17 protein-coding genes are annotated in these 21,510 nt (G+C 61.7%); 7 read left to right on the top strand and 10 right to left on the bottom strand.

Annotation, left to right across the window (positions count from 1 at the left end):
- Nucleotides 1–47 precede the first annotated feature (47 nt).
- Nucleotides 48–731 carry a lipoprotein-releasing ABC transporter ATP-binding protein LolD gene (lolD, locus tag LIX93_RS23735; protein WP_226506509.1) on the bottom strand — a complete coding sequence of 228 codons (684 nt, stop codon included), beginning with the start codon at nt 729–731 and terminating at the stop codon, nt 48–50.
- Between the two features lie 7 nt (nt 732–738).
- Nucleotides 739–1,986, bottom strand: coding sequence for a lipoprotein-releasing ABC transporter permease subunit (locus tag LIX93_RS23740; protein ID WP_226506510.1), 1,248 nt, complete (start codon nt 1,984–1,986; stop codon nt 739–741).
- A 95-nt stretch (nt 1,987–2,081) separates the two neighbouring features.
- Here LIX93_RS23740 and LIX93_RS23745 point away from each other — a divergent pair, with 95 nt between their 5' ends.
- Together LIX93_RS23745 and LIX93_RS23750 are read left to right on the top strand one after the other, a co-directional pair.
- Nucleotides 2,082–2,672, top strand: coding sequence for a PilZ domain-containing protein (locus LIX93_RS23745; protein WP_226506511.1), 591 nt, complete (start codon nt 2,082–2,084; stop codon nt 2,670–2,672).
- Between the two features lie 68 nt (nt 2,673–2,740).
- The gene (locus LIX93_RS23750) at nt 2,741–3,463 is read left to right on the top strand and encodes a glycerophosphodiester phosphodiesterase family protein (protein ID WP_226506512.1); all 723 of its coding nucleotides are present in this window, start codon (nt 2,741–2,743) and stop codon (nt 3,461–3,463) included.
- A gap of 42 nt (nt 3,464–3,505) precedes the next feature.
- Here the strand turns inward: LIX93_RS23750 and sthA are convergent, their stop codons facing one another.
- On the bottom strand, nt 3,506–4,900 hold the full coding sequence (gene sthA / locus LIX93_RS23755) for a Si-specific NAD(P)(+) transhydrogenase (RefSeq protein WP_226506513.1): 1,395 nt from the start codon (nt 4,898–4,900) through the stop codon (nt 3,506–3,508).
- A 331-nt stretch (nt 4,901–5,231) separates the two neighbouring features.
- On the opposite strand from sthA, the gene LIX93_RS23760 reads away from it, so the two are divergent.
- Nucleotides 5,232–6,521: an MFS transporter gene (locus tag LIX93_RS23760; protein WP_226506514.1), complete on the top strand. Its 1,290-nt coding sequence runs from the start codon at nt 5,232–5,234 to the stop codon at nt 6,519–6,521.
- Between the two features lie 154 nt (nt 6,522–6,675).
- On the opposite strand, the gene LIX93_RS23765 is transcribed toward LIX93_RS23760, so the two are convergent.
- The gene (locus LIX93_RS23765) at nt 6,676–8,139 is read right to left on the bottom strand and encodes a glyceraldehyde-3-phosphate dehydrogenase (protein WP_226506515.1); all 1,464 of its coding nucleotides are present in this window, start codon (nt 8,137–8,139) and stop codon (nt 6,676–6,678) included.
- Between the two features lie 188 nt (nt 8,140–8,327).
- Between LIX93_RS23765 and mfd the strand changes: the two genes are divergently transcribed.
- Together mfd and LIX93_RS23775 are read left to right on the top strand one after the other, a co-directional pair.
- A complete protein-coding gene (gene mfd / locus LIX93_RS23770) occupies nt 8,328–11,780 on the top strand; it encodes a transcription-repair coupling factor (RefSeq protein WP_226506516.1) in 3,453 nt (1,150 codons plus the stop codon).
- A 48-nt stretch (nt 11,781–11,828) separates the two neighbouring features.
- The gene (locus LIX93_RS23775) at nt 11,829–14,153 is read left to right on the top strand and encodes a DEAD/DEAH box helicase (protein ID WP_226506517.1); all 2,325 of its coding nucleotides are present in this window, start codon (nt 11,829–11,831) and stop codon (nt 14,151–14,153) included.
- 30 nt (nt 14,154–14,183) lie between these two features.
- On the opposite strand, the gene nagZ is transcribed toward LIX93_RS23775, so the two are convergent.
- A complete protein-coding gene (gene nagZ, locus LIX93_RS23780; RefSeq protein WP_226506699.1) occupies nt 14,184–15,182 on the bottom strand; it encodes a beta-N-acetylhexosaminidase in 999 nt (332 codons plus the stop codon).
- Nucleotides 15,183–15,404: 222 nt separating this feature from the next.
- Entirely contained in the window at nt 15,405–16,118 is a 714-nt protein-coding gene (locus LIX93_RS23785; RefSeq protein ID WP_226506518.1) for a TetR/AcrR family transcriptional regulator, read from the bottom strand.
- A 221-nt stretch (nt 16,119–16,339) separates the two neighbouring features.
- Here LIX93_RS23785 and lexA point away from each other — a divergent pair, with 221 nt between their 5' ends.
- Nucleotides 16,340–16,948 carry a transcriptional repressor LexA gene (lexA, locus tag LIX93_RS23790; protein WP_226506519.1) on the top strand — a complete coding sequence of 203 codons (609 nt, stop codon included), beginning with the start codon at nt 16,340–16,342 and terminating at the stop codon, nt 16,946–16,948.
- Nucleotides 16,949–16,962: 14 nt separating this feature from the next.
- On the top strand, nt 16,963–17,457 hold the full coding sequence (gene sulA, locus LIX93_RS23795; RefSeq protein WP_226506700.1) for an SOS-induced cell division inhibitor SulA: 495 nt from the start codon (nt 16,963–16,965) through the stop codon (nt 17,455–17,457).
- Between the two features lie 122 nt (nt 17,458–17,579).
- Here the strand turns inward: sulA and LIX93_RS23800 are convergent, their stop codons facing one another.
- The 4 genes from LIX93_RS23800 to LIX93_RS23815 all read right to left on the bottom strand — a co-directional run bounded on the left by LIX93_RS23800 (nt 17,580) and on the right by LIX93_RS23815 (nt 21,477).
- Nucleotides 17,580–17,813: a hypothetical protein gene (locus LIX93_RS23800; RefSeq protein WP_226506520.1), complete on the bottom strand. Its 234-nt coding sequence runs from the start codon at nt 17,811–17,813 to the stop codon at nt 17,580–17,582.
- Nucleotides 17,814–17,863: 50 nt separating this feature from the next.
- A complete protein-coding gene (locus LIX93_RS23805; RefSeq protein WP_226506521.1) occupies nt 17,864–18,388 on the bottom strand; it encodes a DUF6586 family protein in 525 nt (174 codons plus the stop codon).
- Between the two features lie 128 nt (nt 18,389–18,516).
- Nucleotides 18,517–21,126 (bottom strand): type I DNA topoisomerase, encoded by a 2,610-nt coding sequence (topA, locus tag LIX93_RS23810; RefSeq protein WP_226506522.1) that lies wholly within the window; start codon nt 21,124–21,126, stop codon nt 18,517–18,519.
- A 99-nt stretch (nt 21,127–21,225) separates the two neighbouring features.
- Nucleotides 21,226–21,477 carry a DUF1653 domain-containing protein gene (locus LIX93_RS23815; RefSeq protein WP_226506523.1) on the bottom strand — a complete coding sequence of 84 codons (252 nt, stop codon included), beginning with the start codon at nt 21,475–21,477 and terminating at the stop codon, nt 21,226–21,228.
- Nucleotides 21,478–21,510 lie beyond the last annotated feature (33 nt).

A 21,510-nucleotide genomic window follows, 5' to 3' on the forward strand; every position in this document is an offset into this window, starting at 1 on the left:
AGTGGAGCAGGCGCGCCACCGACCAGCGGCGCGCCAGGCGAAGCCGATCAGATCGGGACCAGATGGCCCTCTTCGAGCTTCAGGACGCGATCCATCTGCCGAGCCAGGCTCAGGTCGTGGGTCACCACCAGAAACGCCGTGTTCAACGACGTACTCAGTTCCTGCATCAGGTCCTGAATACCTTGGGCCGTGTGCTGATCGAGGTTGCCGGTCGGCTCGTCGAGCATCACCAGGCCAGGGCGGTTGACCAACGCACGGGCGATGGCCACGCGCTGACGCTCGCCACCCGACAGTTCGGCAGGCTTGTGGGTCAGGCGGTGCGCCAGGCCGACGCGGGTCAGCAGCGCCGTGGCGCGCTCCTTGGCCTCGGGGATCGGCGTTTTACCGATCAGCAGGGGCATGCACACGTTTTCGAGCGCAGTGAACTCGGCCAGCAAATGGTGAAACTGGTACACGAAGCCTAGCGCGCGGTTGCGCAGCAGGCCGCGGTCACGCTCGTTGAGCGCCGACAGCTCTTCGCCGGCCAGCCATACGCTGCCCTGGCTCGGCGTGTCGAGGCCGCCGAGCATGTTCAGCAAGGTACTTTTGCCCGAGCCGGAGCTGCCGACAATGGCCACTCGCTCACCGGCCTGCAGTTCGAGCTGCAGATTGGCCAGCACCACCACCGATTCCGGGCCTTCGTCGTAGGACTTGCCCAGGTTGCGGCAACTCAGAACTGCTTTATCACTCATGCCCAACTCACTCATAACGTAACGCCTCCGCAGGCTGGGTACGCGCCGCGCGCCAGGCTGGATACAAGGTGGCGAGGAAGCTCAGGACCAGCGCCGCACCACAGACCATCAGCACGTCCTGGCTTTGCAGCTGCGACGGCAGGTAGTCGATGAAATACACATCAGCATTCAGGAATTTATGACCGATCAGCCTTTCGAGCAGCGCCACCCCAGCGCTCACATTGAGCGCTGCAAGCATGCCCAGCGCCGCGCCGACGAAAGTGCCGACCACGCCGATCACCGTGCCCTGGACCATGAAGATCGCCATGATCTGCCCTGGCGTCGAGCCCAGGGTCCGCAGGATGGCGATGTCGCCGCGCTTGTCGTTGACCACCATCACCAGTGTGGAAATGATGTTGAACGCCGCCACCGCCACGATCAGCAACAGCAGCAGGCCGATCATGGATTTCTCCATGCCGATGGCCTGGTACAGATTGCCGTGGGTGCGCGTCCAGTCCCGCGAGTAGTAATCGTCGCCCAACTGGTGGGAAATCTCGTAGGCGGTGCGCGGTGCCTTGAACAGATCGGTGAACTTGAGCCGCAAGCCTTGTACCTGTTCCGGCTTCCAGCGGTGCAGCAGGCTGAGGTCCTGCAGGTTGGTGAGGCCGACGTAGCCGTCCAGCTCACCGGCGCCGACGTGAAAGATGCCGATCACGGTAAAGCGCTTCATGCGCGGGAACATACCGCCGGGGGTCACGGTGACCTCAGGGGACACGAAGGTCACCTTGTCGCCCAGGGTCACGCCCAGCTTGGTCGCCGCCTTGTCGCCCAGCAGGATGCCGAACTCGCCAGGCTTGAGGGCATCCAGCGACCCTTGTTTGACGAACGCATCGATGATCGACACGTTGCGCTCTTGCGCCGGGTCGATACCGTTGAGCAGCATCTTTTGCACGCGGCCGTTGTTGGTCAGCAAACCCTGCATCTGGGTGAACGGCGCGACGGCCTCCACCTGCGGGTTCTGCTTGACGCGCGCGGCCAGCGCCTGCCAGTCGTCGATGGGTTTGGCGGACTCGATGGTGGCGTGTGGAACCATCCCGAGCACGCGGGTTCGCATCTCATGATCGAAGCCGTTCATGACCGAGAGGACGACGATCATCACGACGACGCCAAGGGCGAGTCCGATCATCGAGGTCAGGGATATGAACGACACAAAATGATTACGGCGTTTGGCACGGGTATAACGCGTGCCAATGAAAACGAAGAGAGGTCTGAACATGTCGGGGCTTGTTCGGGTGAAAGAAGAACGTCCTTGTGGCGGGGCTTGCCGAGCGGCCTTACACTCAGATTACCGCCAACACCATGGGTTCAACCATGTCGACATTAGATGAAGAAGATCGCCGCGAATACTATCGCATCAGTGATCATATCGCACTGGAAATTACCCCTTTGGCGGAGACTGACGCGATGGGGGCTGAGGTGTTGCAGGATGCTTCACCGCTTTTCAACCTGCTCAGCGAACTCCACCTGAGCGAGTTCGAATCCCAGCACCTGCTGCGCCAGCTGGGTGACAGCGATCGTACGCTGGGCAATTTCCTGCGCGCGCAGAACAAGCGCATCGACCTGCTCAGTCAGGTGGTCGCCCATACCCTGCTGGGCGAAATCGGCGAGACCGTGCCGGTGATCATTTCCGAAGGCGGCCTGGAATGCCAGATGCCGCAGTCGTATCCGGTCGGCAGCCTGGTCAGCGTCAAGATCGTGCTCATGCCCCAGGCCTTGGGCTTGTTGCTGCGCGCCCGGGTTACTCGCGCCGATGCGGTCAGCCTGGGGCATTACGAACTGGGCCTGGAATTCGACGGCATGACCGATGCCCAGCGGCAATTGCTGGCGCGCTACATTCTGCAAAAACAGGCGGCCGAACGGCGCCTGGCACGGGAGCACAGCGACGACCTGCCTGCGGCCTGACGCAGCTCCAACGCCTACATCCAAACGCCAGTGCGGCATCTTCAGACGTATCTCATCAAGGAACAGACGTGACCCTAATCTACGGCCACCGCGGTGCCAAAGGCGAAGCACCGGAAAACACTCTGACCAGCTTTCAACGCTGCCTGGAACACGGCGTCAAACGCTGCGAACTCGACTTGCACCTGTCCAGCGACGGCGAGCTGATGGTCATTCACGACCCGACACTCAAGCGCACCACGGAACGGCGCGGCAAGGTGATCGAGCAGACCGCCGCCGACCTGGTCACCTTCGATGCCCGCAAGGGTGGGCCTGGCTGGGTGACGCCCTGCCCCATTCCAACACTGGAGACGCTGTTTCAGGAGTGCCAGTTCGAGCATTGGCAACTTGAAGTCAAGGTCGCTTCACGTACCCGCGCCACCACCACCGTGCTGGCGATTCGCGAACTGGCGCAGCGCTACCAGTTGATGGACAAGGTCACCATCACCTCGAGTTCGCGCGAAGTGTTGCGCGCCGCCCAGCAGTTCACCCCGGATATTTCCCGCGGACTGGTGGCTGAGTATGCGTGGCTCGACCCCCTGAAGGTCGCGCAGAATTACGGCTGTGAATTCCTCGCGTTGAACTGGACGCTGTGCAGCCCCGAGCGCCTGCAAAAAGCGCAGCGCCAGGGTTTGCATGTGTCGGTATGGACAGTCAACGACGCGGCACTGATGCGCCGCCTCGCTGACTTCGGCGTGGACAGCCTGATTACAGACTTTCCCGGTTTGGCCAGCGCCACGATCGGGAATCGCTGAAATCGGTCTCTCCGGCCGGCTCAGGCCACCGGCCGGAGCCGCTCAAAAAAGCCGGTTGAGCCCGTCATAGGCCGCTACCCGATAGGCTTCGGCCATGGTCGGGTAGTTGAACGTGGTGTTGACGAAGTACTTGATGGTGTTCAACTCGCCTGGCTGGCTCATGATCGCCTGACCGATGTGGACGATCTCCGAAGCCTGGTCACCGAAGCAATGCACGCCCAGCACCTCCAACGTCTCGCGGTGGAACAGAATCTTCAGCATGCCCACCGGCTCACCGGAAATCTGCGCCCGCGCCATGCCCTTGAAGAATGCCTTGCCCACTTCGTACGGGACCTTGGCCTGGGTCAGCTCATGCTCGTTCTGGCCGATCGAGCTGATCTCCGGAATCGTGTAGATGCCGGTCGGCACATCATTGACGAAGCGCCAGCTGCCGTTGTCGATGGCGCTGCCCGAGGCCGAGCGGCCTTGGTCGTACGCGGCACTGGCCAGGCTCGGCCAGCCGATCACGTCGCCCGCGCCATAAATGGTCGGGACGCTGGTACGGTAGGCTTCATCGACGTTGATCTGGCCGCGGCCGTTGACCTTGATGCCGATGTTCTCCAGGCCCAGGCGGTCGGTGTTGCCGGTACGGCCGTTGCACCAGAGCAAGGCGTCGGCCTTGATCTTCTTGCCTGACTTGAGGTGCAGGATCACACCGTGCTCCAGGCCTTCGACCCGCTCGTATTCCTCGGTGTGGCGCACCATCACGTGGTTGTTGCTGAAGTGGTAGCTCAGCGCCTGGGAAATTTCCGAGTCGAGGAAGCTGAGCAACTGATCGCGGTTATCCACCAGTTCGATCATTACCCCCAAACCACTGAAGATCGACGCGTACTCGCAACCGATCACGCCGGCGCCGTAGATGATCAATTTACGTGGGGTGTGGGTGATGCTGAGGATGGTGTCGCTATCGTAGATGCGTGGGTGGCTGAAATCGATGTCGGCCGGACGATAGGGGCGCGAACCGGTAGCGATGATGACCTGCTTGGCGATCAGCTTCTCCTGCATGCCGTTGGGGCAGATGACGTCGATAGTCTGCTCGTCGGCGAAGCTGCCAGTACCGAAGAACACGTCGACGCGGTTGCGCGCGTAGTAAGCGGTCCGCGACTGGACCTGCTTGGCAATCACCCGCTCAGCGCTTTTGAGCACGTCGGGGAAGGGGAACCAGCGCGGCTCACCGATCAGACGAAACATCTCGTTGTTGTTGAAATGAATGATCTGCTTGACCGAGTGGCGCAAGGCCTTGGACGGGATGGTCCCCAGGTGGGTGCAGTTGCCGCCGACCTGACGGCGGCTGTCGACCATGGCGACCTTGCGGCCTGCCTTGGCGGCATTCATCGCCGCCCCTTCCCCGGCTGGACCGGAACCCAACACCACGACATCGTAGTTATAGACAGCCATGCGTACTCCTTCCTCTCAGGCCACGACGCCCTGCCGGACGCCTCTGACGCAACATGCCACGGTCGGCATTGAAAAACACGGTGTGCAGTCTAATGAACACTTGATGGCGCGAACATTAACCCTTGGTCGCGCCACAGGCAATTTTTGTCTGTGGCTTTTCGCCGCAGGCTGCCCTTGAGAGCCGCCGAACCCGGGCTTCATCGGATGAAATCGTTAGCTAGCGAACGATTTCATTTGCCCTCGGTCCATCGTTTACATAGCGTTACAAATCCCTCGACCGCGGTCGGCAGACACCGTGGCACTCAACCGTGAAACGCAGGAGACCGCCCCCATGGCCTCGAACACTGGTAAAGGCACCGCGATCTTTCGTGTTGTCAGCGGCAACTTCCTGGAAATGTTCGACTTCATGGTGTACGGCTTTTACGCCACCGCCATCGCCAAGACCTTCTTCCCTTCGGACAACGCGTTCGCCTCGTTAATGTTGTCGCTGGCGACCTTTGGCGCGGGCTTCCTGATGCGCCCGCTAGGGGCGATTTTCCTGGGCGCCTACATCGATCGCCATGGGCGGCGCAAAGGCCTCATCGTCACGCTGATGATGATGGCCATGGGCACCGTGCTGATCGCCTGTGTACCGGGATACGCCACCATCGGCGTGGCGGCGCCACTGCTGGTCCTGGTCGGACGCCTGCTGCAAGGATTTTCGGCGGGCGTCGAGCTGGGCGGTGTCTCGGTGTATCTGGCGGAAATCGCCACGCCGGGGAACAAAGGCTTTTACGTGAGCTGGCAGTCAGCGAGCCAGCAGGTGGCCGTGGTGTTCGCGGGTTTGCTGGGCGTGCTGCTCAACCATTTCCTCAGCCCGCAGGACATGGGCGCCTGGGGTTGGCGCGTACCGTTCCTGATCGGCTGCCTGATCGTGCCGGTGATTTTTTTCATTCGCCGCTCGCTGGAAGAAACTCCGGAATTCGAGGCCCGTACCCACCGCCCTTCGCTGGGTGAAGTGGTGCGCTCGATCGCGCAGAACTGGGGTGTGGTGCTGGCGGGCATGGCGATGGTAGTGATGACCACGGTGTCGTTCTATCTGATCACTGCCTATACGCCGACCTTCGGCAAGTCCGAACTGCAGCTGTCCGACCTCGATGCATTGCTGGTCACCATGGCCGTGGGGGTGTCCAACTTCATCTGGCTACCGGTGATGGGCTCGGTGTCTGACCGGGTGGGGCGCAAGCCATTGCTGCTGGCGGCGACGATACTGGCGATCTTGACTGCCTATCCGGCACTGGCCTGGCTGGTATCGTCACCGAGCTTCAGCCACCTGCTGCTGGTCGAGCTGTGGTTCTCGTTCCTGTATGGCTCGTATAACGGCGCGATGGTGGTGGCATTGGCCGAGATCATGCCGCAGGAAGTGCGCACTACCGGCTTTTCGCTGGCCTACAGCCTGGCGACCGCGACCTTTGGCGGCTTTACCCCGGCCGCTTGTACCTGGATGATCCACGTGCTGGGCAACAAGGCCGCCCCCGGCATCTGGCTGACCGGCGCGGCGGTGCTGGGGCTGATCGCGACCCTGGTGCTGTTCAAAGGGAATCGCCATGAGTTGCGCACGGCTGAAGCGGCTCGGGCGTAATTACTGGCCTGGGCAAGCCTTGCTCCCACAATGGCGGTGTACACCCGCGGCGGCAAAGCTGGCTCGCGAAGAGGCCGGTATGGCCGACAATACATGCCAGCCATGCAAAAAAACGCCCCGAACCAGTCGGGGCGTTTTCATTGGTGCGGCAACCTTACTGCGGGAAAGCAGGCGGGTTGACCCCGGCCATGTCTTCCATCACGCGTACCACCTGGCAGCTGTAACCGAATTCGTTGTCGTACCAGACGTACAGCACGACACGGTTATCGTTGCAGATGGTGGCCTCGGCATCGACCACACCGGCGTAGCGCGAACCGACGAAGTCGGTCGATACCACCTCCTGCGAAGCGACGAAGTCGATCTGACGCGACAGATCGGAGTGCAGCGCCATGTAGCGCAGGTACTCGTTCATCTCTTCGCGGCTGCTGGCTTTTTCCAGGTTCAGGTTGAGGATCGCCATCGAAACGTTTGGCGTCGGCACCCGAATCGCGTTACCGGTCAGCTTGCCGGCCAGTTCAGGCAACGCCTTGGCGGCGGCGGTGGCGGCACCGGTCTCGGTGATGACCATGTTCAGCGCGGCCGAACGGCCACGACGATCGCCCTTGTGGAAGTTGTCGATGAGGTTCTGGTCGTTGGTGTACGAGTGAACCGTTTCGACGTGGCCATTGACGATGCCGAACTTGTCATTGACGGCCTTGAGCACCGGCACGATGGCGTTGGTGGTGCAGGACGCCGCGGAGACGATCTTGTCGTCGGCGGTGATGTCGCCATGGTTGATGCCATGCACGATGTTCTTCAGCTTGCCCTTGCCCGGTGCGGTCAGCAGCACGCGGTCGATACCTGGGCAGGTCAGGTGCTGGCCAAGGCCCTCGGCATCACGCCATACACCCGTGTTGTCCACCAGCAGCGCATTGCTGATGCCGTACTGGGTGTAATCCACCTCGGTCGGGCTCTTGGCATAGATGAACTGGATCAGGTTGCCGTTGACGGTCAGGGTGTTGGCCTCTTCGTCGACATGGATGATGCCGTCGAACGAACCATGCACCGAGTCCCGGCGCAGCAGGCTGGCGCGCTTGGCCAAGTCGTTGCTGGCCCCCTTGCGCACCACCACGGCACGCAGGCGCAGGCCATCGCCACCACCGGCCTTCTCGATCAGGATGCGCGCCAGCAGACGGCCGATACGACCGAAACCGTAAAGCACGACATCCGTGCCTTTGCGCTCGCCGACGTTCTGCTGCCCCACTACAGGGCCGAGCTCTTCGCGCACGAAGGCTTCGGCGCTGCGGCCATTGCCTTCGGTCTTGAACTTGACCGCCAGCTTGCCGAGGTCGACCGAAGCCGCGCCCAGTTTGAGCTCGCTCATGGCTTTAAGAAGAGGGAATGTTTCGTGTACCGACAGCTCGTGGGAATCGGCCTGGCGGTGACGTGCGAAGCGGTGGGCCTTGAGCAACTCGATCACCGAGCGGTTGATCAGGCTACGGCCGTAGATCGAGGTGACGACATTGTTATTGCGGTATAGCTGGCCGATCAAAGGAATCATCGCCTCGGCGAGTGCTTCACGATCGATCCATTCACCAAGACACTGGTCGGGCTTCTGAGTCACGGGAACCTTCCACATGTAGGGGCTGAGAAAAGGGGCTACATTATGACTTTAACAGGCTGACGGGGGCAATGCGCGAGGTCGCAGGGAGAAACGTTTCAGCGGAAAATTTCCGGCAAGTTTCTTTTGCACAGTCGAAACTGACAGGGGCACAAGGTGCCGGTACAATCGATCTCTTTGTCGTAACGCTTGGAGCTCGATCGCCCGTGCCTGTCCTGCGTCTACCGCTACTCCCTACCGCCGCGCAAAAAACCGCGAGCAAACAGCTCTGGGGCAACCTGCCCGGGGCCGCCCTGAGCCTGGCCATCGCCGAAGCGGCGAGCGCGGCCAAGCGTTTCACCCTGCTGCTGACGGCCGACAGCCAGAGCGCCGACCGCCTCGAACAGGAGCTGCGCTTCTTCGCTCCCGAGCTGCCGGTGCTGCATTTTCCCGATTGGGAAACCCTGCCCTACGATCTGTTCTCGCCGCACCAGGACATCATCTCCCAGCGAATTTCCAGTCTGTATCGCTTGCCGGAGCTCGTCCATGGCGTTTTGGTAGTGCCCATCACCACTGCCCTACATCGCCTGGCGCCTACGCAGTTCCTGCTTGGCAGCAGCCTGGTACTGGACGTTGGTCAACGCCTCGACGTCGAACAGATGCGCACGCGGCTCGAAGCCAGCGGCTATAGATATGTCGACACCGTCTACGAACACGGCGAGTTCACCGTGCGTGGCGCGCTGATCGACCTGTTCCCGATGGGCAGCAAGCTGCCGTACCGTATCGATTTGTTCGATGACGAAATCGAGACCCTGCGCACCTTCGACCCGGAAACCCAGCGCTCGATCGACAAGGTCGAGTCGATTCGCCTGCTGCCGGCCCGGGAATTCCCGCTGCAAAAAGACGAAGTTACCCGGTTCAAGGCGCGTTTTCGCGAGCGCTTCGACGTCGATTTCCGCCGCAGCCCGATCTTCCAGGACCTCAGCAGCGGTATTACCCCCGCTGGTATCGAGTATTACCTGCCGCTGTTCTTCGAGAGCACCTCGACCCTGTTCGATTACCTGCCTCAGGACACCCAGGTCTTTTCGCTGCCGGGCATCGAGCAGGCCGCCGAGCAGTTCTGGAATGATGTGCGCAACCGTTATGAAGAGCGCCGTATCGACCCGATGCGCCCGCTGCTGCCGCCCGCCGAGCTGTTTTTGCCGGTCGAGGACTGCTTCGCCCGGCTCAAGACCTGGCCGCGGGTGATCGCCAGTCAGGCCGAGGTCGAAGGCGCCCAGTCGTTCCCCGCCAGCGCCCTGCCGGACCTGGCGATCCAGGCCAAGGCGGCCAATCCGCTGGCGGCGCTGTCCGGGTATATCGAGCAGTTCCCCGGCCGCGTACTGTTCACTGCTGAATCAGCAGGTCGGCGCGAAGTCCTCCTTGAGTTGCTCGATCGCCTCAAACTCAAGCCGCAGACCGTCGATGGCTGGCACGAGTTCGTCAGCAGCAAGGCGCGCCTGGCGATTACCATCGCGCCGCTCGACGACGGCTTGCAGCTCAACGACCCAGCCCTCGCGCTGATCGCCGAAAGCCCGCTGTTCGGTCAACGGGTGATGCAGCGTCGTCGTCGGGAAAAACGCAGCGACGGCAGCAACGACGCGGTCATCAAGAACCTCACCGAATTGCGCGAAGGCGCACCGGTGGTGCATATCGACCACGGTGTGGGCCGCTATCTGGGCCTGGCGACGCTGGAAATCGAAGGCCAGGCCGCCGAGTTTCTCACGCTGGAATACGCCGAAAGCGCCAAGCTTTACGTACCCGTGGCCAACCTGCACCTGATTGCCCGCTACACCGGCAGCGATGACGCCTTGGCGCCGCTGCACCGGTTGGGCTCTGAAGCCTGGCAGAAAGCCAAGCGCAAAGCCGCCGAACAGGTACGCGACGTGGCCGCCGAGCTGCTCGACATCTATGCCCGGCGTGCCGCACGGGTGGGCTATGCCTTCGCCGACCCGGCGCTGGATTACGAGACGTTCAGTGCCGGCTTCCCGTTCGAGGAAACCCCGGATCAGCAGACCGCTATCGAGGCGGTGCGCGAAGACATGCTGGCCGCCAAGCCGATGGATCGCCTGGTGTGCGGCGACGTCGGCTTCGGCAAGACCGAAGTGGCCATGCGCGCCGCCTTTATTGCCGTGCACGGCGGCAAACAGGTGGCCATTCTGGTGCCCACCACCCTGCTCGCCCAACAGCACTACAACAGCTTCCGCGACCGCTTCGCCGATTGGCCGGTGCGCGTCGAGGTGATGAGCCGCTTCAAGTCGACCAAGGAGGTCAACGACGCGGTGGTCGAACTGGCCGAAGGCAAGATCGACATCGTCATCGGCACCCACAAGCTGCTGCAGGACGACGTCAAGATCAAGAACCTCGGCCTGGTGATCATCGACGAAGAACACCGTTTCGGCGTGCGGCAAAAGGAGCAAATGAAAAACCTGCGCAGCGAGGTCGACATTCTCACCCTCACTGCCACGCCGATTCCGCGCACGCTGAACATGGCCGTGTCGGGCATGCGCGACCTGTCGATCATCGCCACGCCGCCGGCGCGACGCCTGTCGGTACGCACTTTTGTCATGGAGCAGAACAAGAGCACGGTCAAAGAGGCCCTGCTGCGCGAATTGCTGCGTGGCGGCCAGGTGTACTACCTGCACAACGACGTCAAGACCATCGAGAAATGCGCCGCCGACCTGGTCGAACTGGTGCCTGAGGCCCGCATCGGCATCGGCCATGGGCAGATGCGCGAACGCGATCTCGAACAGGTGATGAGCGACTTCTATCACAAGCGCTTCAACGTGCTGATCGCCTCGACCATCATCGAGACCGGCATCGACGTCCCCAGCGCCAACACCATCATCATCGAGCGCGCCGACAAGTTCGGTCTGGCGCAATTGCACCAACTGCGCGGCCGCGTCGGGCGCAGTCACCACCAGGCCTATGCATACCTGCTCACGCCACCCCGCCAGCAGATCACCGGTGACGCCGAGAAGCGCCTCGAAGCCATCGCCAACACCCAGGACCTGGGTGCCGGTTTCGTGCTGGCCACCAACGACCTCGAGATCCGCGGCGCTGGCGAGCTGCTGGGCGAAGGCCAGAGCGGGCAGATCCAGGCGGTGGGCTTCACCCTTTATATGGAAATGCTCGAACGCGCGGTCAAGGCCATTCGCAAAGGCGAACAGCCGAATCTCGATCAGCCGCTGGGCGGCGGTCCGGAGGTCAACCTGCGGGTACCGGCGTTGATTCCCGACGACTACCTGCCTGACGTGCATACGCGCTTGATCCTCTACAAGCGCATCGCCTCGGCGGCCGACGAAGAAGGCCTCAAGGACCTGCAAGTGGAGATGATCGACCGCTTCGGCCTGCTGCCCGAGCCGACCAAGAATTTGGTGCGCATCACCCTGCTCAAGCTGCAGGCAGAAAAACTTGGCATCAAGAAAATCGACGGCGGCCCGCAAGGCGGCCGCCTGGAGTTCGCGGCCGAAACGCCGGTCGATCCGCTGACCCTGATCAAGCTGATCCAGAGCCAGCCCAAGCGCTACAAGTTCGAAGGCGCCACGTTGTTCAAGTTCATGGTGCCCATGGAGCGACCGGAGGAGCGCTTCAATGTGGTCGAAGCGCTGCTCGAACGCCTGACACCGGCCTCATCATGAGGGCGGCGCCGATGGGCTTGAACCCGCCTGCCGCGATGGCGCGCTGAGATGCCCGAGCGCCTGATCGACGACCTCGCGCCCAAGCCTCGGCTATGGTTGGGCAGTGTCGAGTTCAGTGCCTTCGAGCCGCGCAACGGCCGCATGCAGCGCTACGTGCAACATCGCGCGGCGCTGGCTTACGGCTATGCCGGTGAATATGTCGCCACCAACGGCCACGGCAACGGCGCCATCATCAAACGCGAGGCCGACGACACCCTGCGTATCCAGCGCCAACCGCTGGCGGAAAAAGCCCTGCGCGAAACCCTGCAGCAATTGGGCTTCAAGATCGCCACGCGGCAGAGCAAGGCGCTGCCTGAAAGCGCCGGAGATATCTTCGAATTGCCCAGCGACGGCGCCTGGCTGCGTTTCGTGCTCAACGAGTTGCCGGGCCTGCGTCGCCAGGGCTGGGAGATCGAGTACTCAGAAGAGTTCGCCTTCGACCTGACGCCGGTGGATGACTGGTACGCGGTGATCGACGAGGGCCCCGAGCGCGACTGGTTCGATCTCGAGCTGGGCATCGTGGTCAACGGCGAACGCCTGAGCCTGCTACCCATCCTCATCAATCTGCTGCGCACCCACCCTGAACTGCTTAACCCCGCGCAGATGGCTCGGCGCCGTGACGACGAACAGATCCTCGTGCCGCTGCACAGCCACCCAGCGGGCAAGCAACGCCCGGTACAGGTCGCCCTGCCCTATGGCCGCCTGAAGCCGGTATTGGCGACCCTGGGCGACTTCTACAAACAGGAGCCGGGCGAAACCAAGCTGCGCCTGTCGACCCCCGACGCGCTGCGCCTCAATGCCTTGCAACAGTTGCCGCTGTGCTGGGAAGGCGGCGAGCGCATGCGCGACTTTGCCGAACGCCTGCGCGATGTGCGTCAGCAAGCAGCGGTAGTGCCCGAAGGATTGCGGGCGCAGTTGCGCCCCTATCAGCTGGACGGCCTGAGCTGGATGCAGGCGTTGCGCGAGTTGGGCGTCGGCGGCATCCTCGCCGATGACATGGGCCTGGGCAAGACGTTGCAGACCCTGGCGCACCTGTTGGTGGAAAAGAACGCCGGACGTCTCGACCGACCGGCCATGGTGGTCATGCCCACCAGTCTGATCCCCAACTGGCAAGACGAGGCCGAACGCTTCGCCCCGCAGTTGAAGGTTCTGGCGCTGCATGGCCCGTCGCGCAAAAAGCATTTCCCGGAGCTGGCGCATTACGACCTGCTGTTGACCACCTACGCGCTGCTGCCCAAGGACCTGGAAGACCTGGCCAAGGTGCCGCTGCACGTGCTCATCCTCGACGAAGCGCAGTACATCAAGACTCCAGGCAGCAAAGCCGCTCAGGCCGCGCGTCTGCTCAACGCGCGGCAACGCCTGTGCCTGAGTGGTACGCCGCTGGAAAACCACCTGGGCGAGTTGTGGTCATTGTTCCACTTCCTGATGCCCGGCTGGCTGGGGGATGCAAAATCCTTTACTCAGGACTACCGCACGCCGATCGAAAAGCATGGCGACGAGATGCGCCTGCAACACCTCAATACGCGTATCCGCCCGTTTTTGCTACGCCGCACCAAGGAGCAGGTGGCCACTGAACTGCCAGCCAAGACCGAGATCACCCATTGGGTGGAGCTCAATGACGCTCAGCGTGATGTCTATGAAACCGTGCGCCTGGCCATGGACCAGAAGGTACGCGCCGAGATCAACCGCAAAGGTGTGGCACGCAGCCAGATCATCATCCTCGAAGCCCTGCTCAAACTGCGTCAGGTGTGCTGCGATCTGCGGCTGGTCAACAGCGTGCCGCACCCTGCGCAAGGCAGCAGTTCGGGCAAGCTCAGTGCGTTGATGGAAATGCTCGACGCGCTGTTGGCCGAGGGGCGGCGGGTGCTGCTGTTCTCGCAGTTCACTTCGATGCTGGGGCTGATCGAAGCCGAGCTGCAGGCGCGAAACGTGCCCTATGCGCTGCTCACCGGTGCGACGCGCAATCGGCGCACGCCGGTGCAGGATTTTCAACAGGGCAAGTTGCAGATATTTTTGATCAGCCTGAAAGCTGGCGGGGTCGGCTTGAACCTAACGGCGGCGGATACGGTGATCCATTACGACCCTTGGTGGAACCCGGCAGCCGAACATCAAGCCACCGACCGTGCCTATCGGATCGGTCAGGAGAAGCCGGTGTTCGTCTACAAGCTAATCACCCGCGGCACGGTGGAGGAAAAGATCCAGCACCTGCAGCAGGAAAAGTCGGCCCTGGCTGCCGGGGTGCTGGAGGGGCGTCAGGGTGGCGATTGGCGCATGCACGCCGAGGATATCGATGCGCTGTTCGAGCCACTGCCGGGGCGCAAGCGCAAGCGCTGAAGCAAAAGCTTCGCGGCCTAACACAACTCTCTATTCAATCAACTGCGCCGCGCGCAATGCACCCACCGCCGACAGCCAGCGTGGCTGCTCACGGTACTCGATTCCCGGTGTCGCCTGACCACGCATGCGCGCTATGCGCGGCGACGGCTGAACGCCCATGCGTTGTGCTGCCGACAAGGCCAGCTCGGCCGCCGCCCGATCGTTGCACACCAGCCCCATGTCGCAACCCGCCGTCAGCGCCGCTTCGATGCGACTGGCCGCGTCGCCCACAACATGGGCTCCGGCCATCGATAGATCATCACTGAAGATAACCCCGTCGAACTCCAGCTCACCGCGCAGAATGTCCTGCAGCCAGCGTCGGGAGAACCCCGCCGGCTGCCCATCGACCTGAGGATAGATGACGTGCGCCGGCATCACCGCCGCCAGCTGCGTGCTGAGCCGGGCGAACGGTACCAGGTCCTTGGCGCGGATCTCGTCCAGGCTGCGCTCGTCAGTAGGGATGGCGACGTGGGAGTCGGCTTCGGCCCAGCCATGCCCCGGAAAATGCTTGCCGCAAGCCGCCATGCCAGCGGTGTTCATGCCGCGGATAAAAGCTCCGGCCAGCGATGCGGCGCGTTCGGGATCACCCTCGAACGCACGGGTACCGACCACAGCACTGCGCTGATGATCGAGGTCCAGCACCGGCGCGAAACTCAGATCCAGCCCGACAGCCAGCACTTCAGTCGCCATTACCCAACCGCACTGCTCGGCCAGATACTCGGCATTGGGGTTATCCGCCAGGGCGCGCATTGCCGGTAAACGCACGAAGCCCTGGCGCAGGCGCTGCACACGACCGCCCTCCTGATCCACGGCAAGGATCAGATCAGGACGCACGGCACGAATCGAGGCCGTCAGCTCGCGCACCTGACGCGGGCTTTCGATATTGCGGGCAAAGATGATCAGACCGGCGACTTGCGGCTGACGCAATAGATGGCGGTCTTCGGCGGTCAGCCAGGTGCCGGCGATATCCACCATCAACGAGCCTTGCAGGCGGGTACTCATGGGTTGTCCTTGAAGCGGGAGGGCAGGAATTCTAGCCGCCTAGCTTAGCGCAAGGCGCCTGGCAGGCACACCTCTGGAGGATCTGCGTTCAATGCGCAGGCCTCTTCACGGGCAAGCCTGCCACACATCTTGAGCCGTTCACCTGTGGCAGCAAGGCTGGACCGCGAACAGGCCCGGCTGGACGATACAGTTTGTGTTGGCCCAACCGGATCAGAGCGCCTTGGCCAGAGGAGCAGAGGAGGTTTTGCTGCGCGGACGCAATTGCGCCGCGGCCATGGCGGGATCGCTGACGCCGCTGTCGGCACGCATGCCCGCCGCCAGGAATGGCACCATCAAGCGCATGACCTGTTCGATGGAGGTATCGACGCCGAAATCATTCTCGCCGATGGCCCGCAAGGCCTTGATCCCGGACATGCTGAACGCGGCGGCACCGAGCATGAAGTGCACCCGCCAGAACAACTCCAGCGGCGGAACCCGCGGCGCCGCCTCGTTGACCAGAATCATGTAGCGGCGAAACACCTTGCCGTACATGTCTTCCAGATAGCGGCGCAAGTGGCCCTGACTCTCACTGAAGGCCAGGCCCAGCAGGCGCATGAAGATCGACAGGTCATTGCCACTGCGCGGCTGTACCACCATGGTCTGTTCGACGAGAATTTCCAGCAGTTCTTCAAGGCTGGCCTTGTGCTCGGGCCGCGCCTGGCGGCGCTCGAGTTCGCGATCGAGACTCAGGCAGAACGGCCCGAGAAAACGCGAAAACACAGCCTGTATCAGGGCCTTCTTGGATCCGAAGTGATAATTGACCGCCGCCAGGTTGACACCCGCCTTGCTGGTAATCAGCCGCAAAGAAGTTTCGGCGAAGCCTTTTTCTGCGAACAGTTGCTCGGCGGCGTCGAGGATACGCTCGACGGTTTCCGACTGGGCCATGATCACTCCGGGTTTGAGCTGAAAAATACAAACAACTGTTTGAAACATACGTATCGGGAGCCGATATTGTCAAGCCTGCAGAGGCATTTTGGCACCCGGTCGTTGCAGCATTTAACCACATAGCAGAAGGGTAATTGTTCCCTGGGAGCAAAAGGGCGATTGCCAAGGGTCCAATACTGTATATAATCCCAGTCACTGTATAAAAAGACAGAGCGATAGACATGCTGAAACTGACGCCACGCCAAGCCGAAATTCTCGCCTTCATCAAGCGCTGCCTTGAAGACAACGGTTTTCCCCCTACCCGTGCGGAAATCGCTCAGGAACTCGGGTTCAAATCGCCCAACGCCGCCGAGGAGCACCTCAAGGCGCTGGCGCGCAAGGGCGCCATCGAGATGACCCCGGGCGCATCGCGCGGCATTCGTATCCCCGGCTTCGAGGCCAAGGCCGACGAAAGCTCGCTGCCGATCATCGGCCGCGTCGCTGCTGGCGCGCCGATCCTCGCCGAACAGCACATCGAGGAATCCTGCAACATCAATCCGGCATTCTTTCACCCCCGTGCCGACTACCTGCTGCGCGTCCATGGCATGAGCATGCGCGATGTCGGCATCATCGACGGCGACCTGCTGGCCGTGCACACCTGCCGTGAAGCGCGCAATGGCCAGATCGTGGTTGCTCGAATTGGTGAAGAAGTTACCGTCAAGCGCTTCCAGCGCGAAGGCAATAAGGTCTTTCTGCTGGCCGAGAATCCTGAGTTCGCCCCCATCGAGGTCGATCTCAAGGATCAGGAGCTGGTCATTGAAGGTTTGAGCGTCGGCGTCATCCGCCGCTAACAGGAGGCATCATGATGCAGTTCCCACAGTCACAGCCGCCAGCAGCGCAACAGGCACAAATGTCCTTGTTCGAGGCTTTCATGGCCCAGCCACAGACTGCACCCGCACCCGTGTTGGCCACGCTTGAAGCGCCTTGGGTCACCGATGATCCAGAGGTGTTCAGTGAGCTCTCACTACGGGGTGCAACGGGGAACTGCCTGAGCCTGCTGGCGCCGATGCTGCGCGAGTTGAGCGAAGAGCAGAATGCACGCTGGCTGACGCTGATCGCGCCGCCAGGGAGCCTGACCCAAGCCTGGCTGCGCGACGCCGGCCTCAACCGTGAACGCATCCTGCTGTTGCAACCTCGCGGTACGCAGAGCGCGCTGCAGCTGACGTGCGAAGCCTTGCGCCTCGGCCGCAGCCACACAGTCGTCAGTTGGTTGAATCCACTGACCAGCACGGCTCGTCAGCAGCTGATCACCGCCGCCCGCGTGGGCGATGCGCAAAGCCTGAATATTCGCCTGGGCTGAACATACTGCGACACAATGTAGCGAGGGGGCTTGCTCCCGATTGGTCCGTATTCACACCTCTTGGTGTCATTACGACCTATCGGGGGCAAGCCCCCTCGCTACGTGATCAGCGTGCACAGCAATCAGTGCAGAACGCGCGGCCCCTCGTCACGATCAACCTCGCCCTCCACCAGCTTGCCAGCCATTTGCACGCCTACGCTGAGCATGGCCTTGGCTACTTCAACATGCTGACCTTGCAGGAAGACTTTGGCATCTTCGGAAAACGCCAGGGTGACCAACGAGCCTTCATCATCGGCCCGGCGCAGCTCGATCCGCCCGTCAGGCAACTCGACAATTTCTAGAAAGGACGTTGGCATAGGGAATCAATCTCCACGAAAGGCCGACATTGTAGCAGTGCCGAAGCGAATCAGCACTCACTCAGCCCATCACGGTAACGAATGGCTAATCCCTTGAGCTGCTGACGCCAGCTTTCCAGCTCCGCACGATCCAATGCCGGGGCTGCCTCATCGTCATCCAGGCTGATCGCCTGAATCAGCGGCTGCCTGACATCGCCCTTTGGCTTGCGCGGCGCCTGTGGGGGCAGAAACAGCTTGGAATATTCCGAAATCAGCCGCGCTAACCAGCTCTGTGGCTGCTCCGCCATTTCTACCAGTTCGGCCATTTCGGGGATCGCGATCGCCGCGAGCACTTCGCGAGTCAGCAACAACTCGGCACGAGGTGCATTGGCCTGAGGCAGACGATAGAAGCCGGCAATCTCATGGCAAAGCCCGAGCAGCGCGCCATACAGATGGAACAACGCGGCTTCGCGCTCTGCTTGCAGCAGGCCGGGCGCATTGACGGCTGTACCCTGCTCGGCCCTGCCCAAGGCTTCGAGCGCCAGCCCGGCGAAGAAAATCTTTTGATTGGTACGGGTATAGAGTTCGTGGGCCATTTCGGTACTCTCCATCTTTAAAGGCACATGTAGCAAGGGGGCTTGCCCCCGATCGCGATCGCCCAACCACCGCAAAGTGAATGATAAATCGCTATCGGGGGCAAGCCCCCTCGCTGCAGCGGTGATGCTTAGCGCTTGTCTTCGACCTTCCAGGCTGAACCGTCGTAGAAAGCCTTCCAGCCAGTCGGCTTGCCTTCTACCTCGGTCTGCACATATTGCTCCTTGGTCTTGCGGCTGTAGCGAATCACCGCCGGACGGCCTTCAGGATCTTTCTTCGGCGCGTCGAACAGGAACGCGTACTTGGGATCGATCTCGTCCTTGTGCGGGATAATCTCCATCACCAGCGGCGCACGAGTCTCGCGGTTTTTCGGGAACTGGCTGGCGGCCAGGAACAACCCCGAGGCGCCGTCACGCAGCACGTAGGTGTCGTTGACCTTCTCGCACTTGAGCTCCGGCATCTTCACCGCGTCCATCTTCGGCGGCGCCGCTTCGCCGCTCTTGAGCAGCTTGCGGGTGTTCTTGCATTCGGGGTTGGTACAGCCGAAGAATTTACCGAAACGGCCGGTCTTCAATTGCATCTCGCTGCCGCACTTGTCGCATTCCAGGCTCGGGCCTTCATAGCCTTTGATGCGATAGTTGCCCTCTTCGATCTCGTAGCCAGTGCAATCCGGGTTGTTACCGCAGATGTGCAGCTTGCGCTTCTCGTCGAGCAGGTAAGCGTCCATCGCCGTCGCACAGATCGGGCAGCGATGCTTGCCCAGCAGTACGCGGGATTCCGACTCGCCCTCGTCATCGGCAGCGATCTCGTCACCCGGCACCAGATTCACCGTGGCCTTGCAACGCTCCTTGGGCGGCAGGCTGTAGCCCGAGCAGCCGAGGAACACGCCAGTAGACGCGGTACGAATCATCATCGGCCGACCGCACTCACGGCAGGCGATGTTGGTCAGGGTCGGCTGGTTGGCGCGCATGCCGCTGTCGGCCGCGCCCGCCACTTCGAGTTTGGTCTTGAAGTCGCCATAGAACTCGTCGAGGACATTCTTCCAGTCACGCTCTCCCTGGGCCACGTCATCGAGGTTCTCTTCCATGCCGGCGGTGAAGCCGTAGTCCATCAGATTGGCGAAGCTTTCCGACAGGCGCTCGGTGACGATGTCGCCCATCTTTTCGGAGTAGAACCGACGATTATGCAGCGCGACGTAACCACGATCCTGGATGGTACCGATGATCGCGGCGTAGGTGGACGGACGGCCGATACCGCGTTTTTCCATTTCCTTGACCAGGCTCGCTTCGCTGTAACGCGCCGGCGGCTTGGTGAAGTGCTGGGTCGGATCGAGCGCTATCAATTTGAGCACTTCGCCCTGGGTCATCTCCGGCAGGACGTCGTCATCACCCGGTTTGGCAATCTGCGGCAGTACGCGGGTATAACCATCGAACTTGAGGATGCGGCCCTTGGCGCGCAACTCGAAGTCGCCAGCCGCAACACTGACGGTGGTCGACAGATATTGCGCCGGCGGCATCTGGCAGGCCAGGAACTGGCGCCAGATCAGCTCGTAAAGGCGCTCAGCGTCACGCTCCATGCCGTTAAGCTTCGACGGATGGGTATTCACGTCGGATGGACGAATCGCTTCGTGCGCCTCTTGTGCGCCCTCCTTGCTGCCATACACCATTGGCGACTCGGGCAAATACTTTTTGCCAAACTCCTGCTCGATGTAATCGCGCGCGGCTGCCACGGCATCGACGGACAGGTTGGTGGAGTCGGTACGCATGTAGGTGATGTAGCCCGCTTCATACAAGCGCTGGGCCATCATCATGGTCTTTTTCACGCCGAAGCCGAGGCGATTGCTCGCCGCCTGCTGCAGCGTGGAGGTGATGAACGGCGCCGAGGGCTTGCTGCTGGTGGGCTTGTCTTCACGCTTGAGCACGCTGTAGGACGAGTCCTTGAGCTTGGCCAGGGCGGCCATGGCCTGGGCTTCGTTCAGCGGCTTGAAGGCTTCGCCTTTTTCCCGGGCCACGGCGAAGCGAACTTTGGCGTCCTTGGCGGTACCGAGGTCGGCGTGGATGTCCCAGTACTCTTCAGGGATGAAGGCACGGATTTCCCGCTCGCGCTCCACCACCAGCTTCACGGCCACCGATTGCACACGGCCTGCCGACAGACCGCGGGCGATCTTGGCCCACAGCAGCGGTGAAACCATGTAGCCGACCACGCGATCGAGAAAGCGCCGCGCCTGCTGAGCATTGACGCGATCGATGTCGAGTTCGCCCGGCTTGGAAAACGCTTCCTGAATGGCCTTTTTGGTGATTTCGTTGAACACCACGCGCTTGTAGCGGCTGTCGTCACCACCGATGGCTTCGCGCAGGTGCCACGCAATGGCTTCCCCCTCGCGATCCAAGTCGGTTGCGAGATAGATGGTGTCAGCATCCTTGGCCAGGCGGCGCAATTCCTCGATGACCTTCTCTTTGCCCGGAAGGATCTCGTACTTGGCTTTCCAGCCGTGTTCGGGATCGACCCCCATGCGAGCGATCAGCGTATTGCGCGCTTTTTCCTTGGCCGTCAGTACCGGGCCCTCGGCCGCCGCCTTGCCGCGCTTGGCAGCGGGCTCCTTGCTGGCGCTCGCCGAACCGCTGGTGGGCAGGTCTCGGATATGGCCGATACTCGACTTCACCACGTATTGGTTGCCCAGATACTTGTTGATGGTCTTGGCCTTAGCCGGGGATTCCACAATGACCAGCGATTTGCCCATGGATCGGAAAATTCCTGAATACAGATAAATGAAAGGCGCGTGGCGCCTGTCGAGGCCCCGCTATATATAGTGGCAAAACCATGAGGTCAAGCGCGATAGCTAAACGCCACTACCTTTTTCGGTGTCCCAAGGGGTGGTTTCGGCCTGCACCAAAGCAAAGCGTGGGACCTGCTCGCCGTCAACCTCGACAGACTCCAGAAACATGCTCAGCGGTCGTACCCAGAGGCCGAATTCGCCGTACAGGGCCTGATAGCACACGACTTGCTCTTGCGACTCGGAGTGACGCGCCACTCCGAAAACACGGTACTGCGGACCTTTGTAATGACGGTAGAGTCCGGGCTGCAACTGCATCCTGTGCCTCGCTTGAAAATAAATATGCTGAAA

Origin of the sequence: Pseudomonas sp. MWU16-30317 (assembly GCF_020515695.1) — a bacterium.
Taxonomy (GTDB): domain Bacteria; phylum Pseudomonadota; class Gammaproteobacteria; order Pseudomonadales; family Pseudomonadaceae; genus Aquipseudomonas.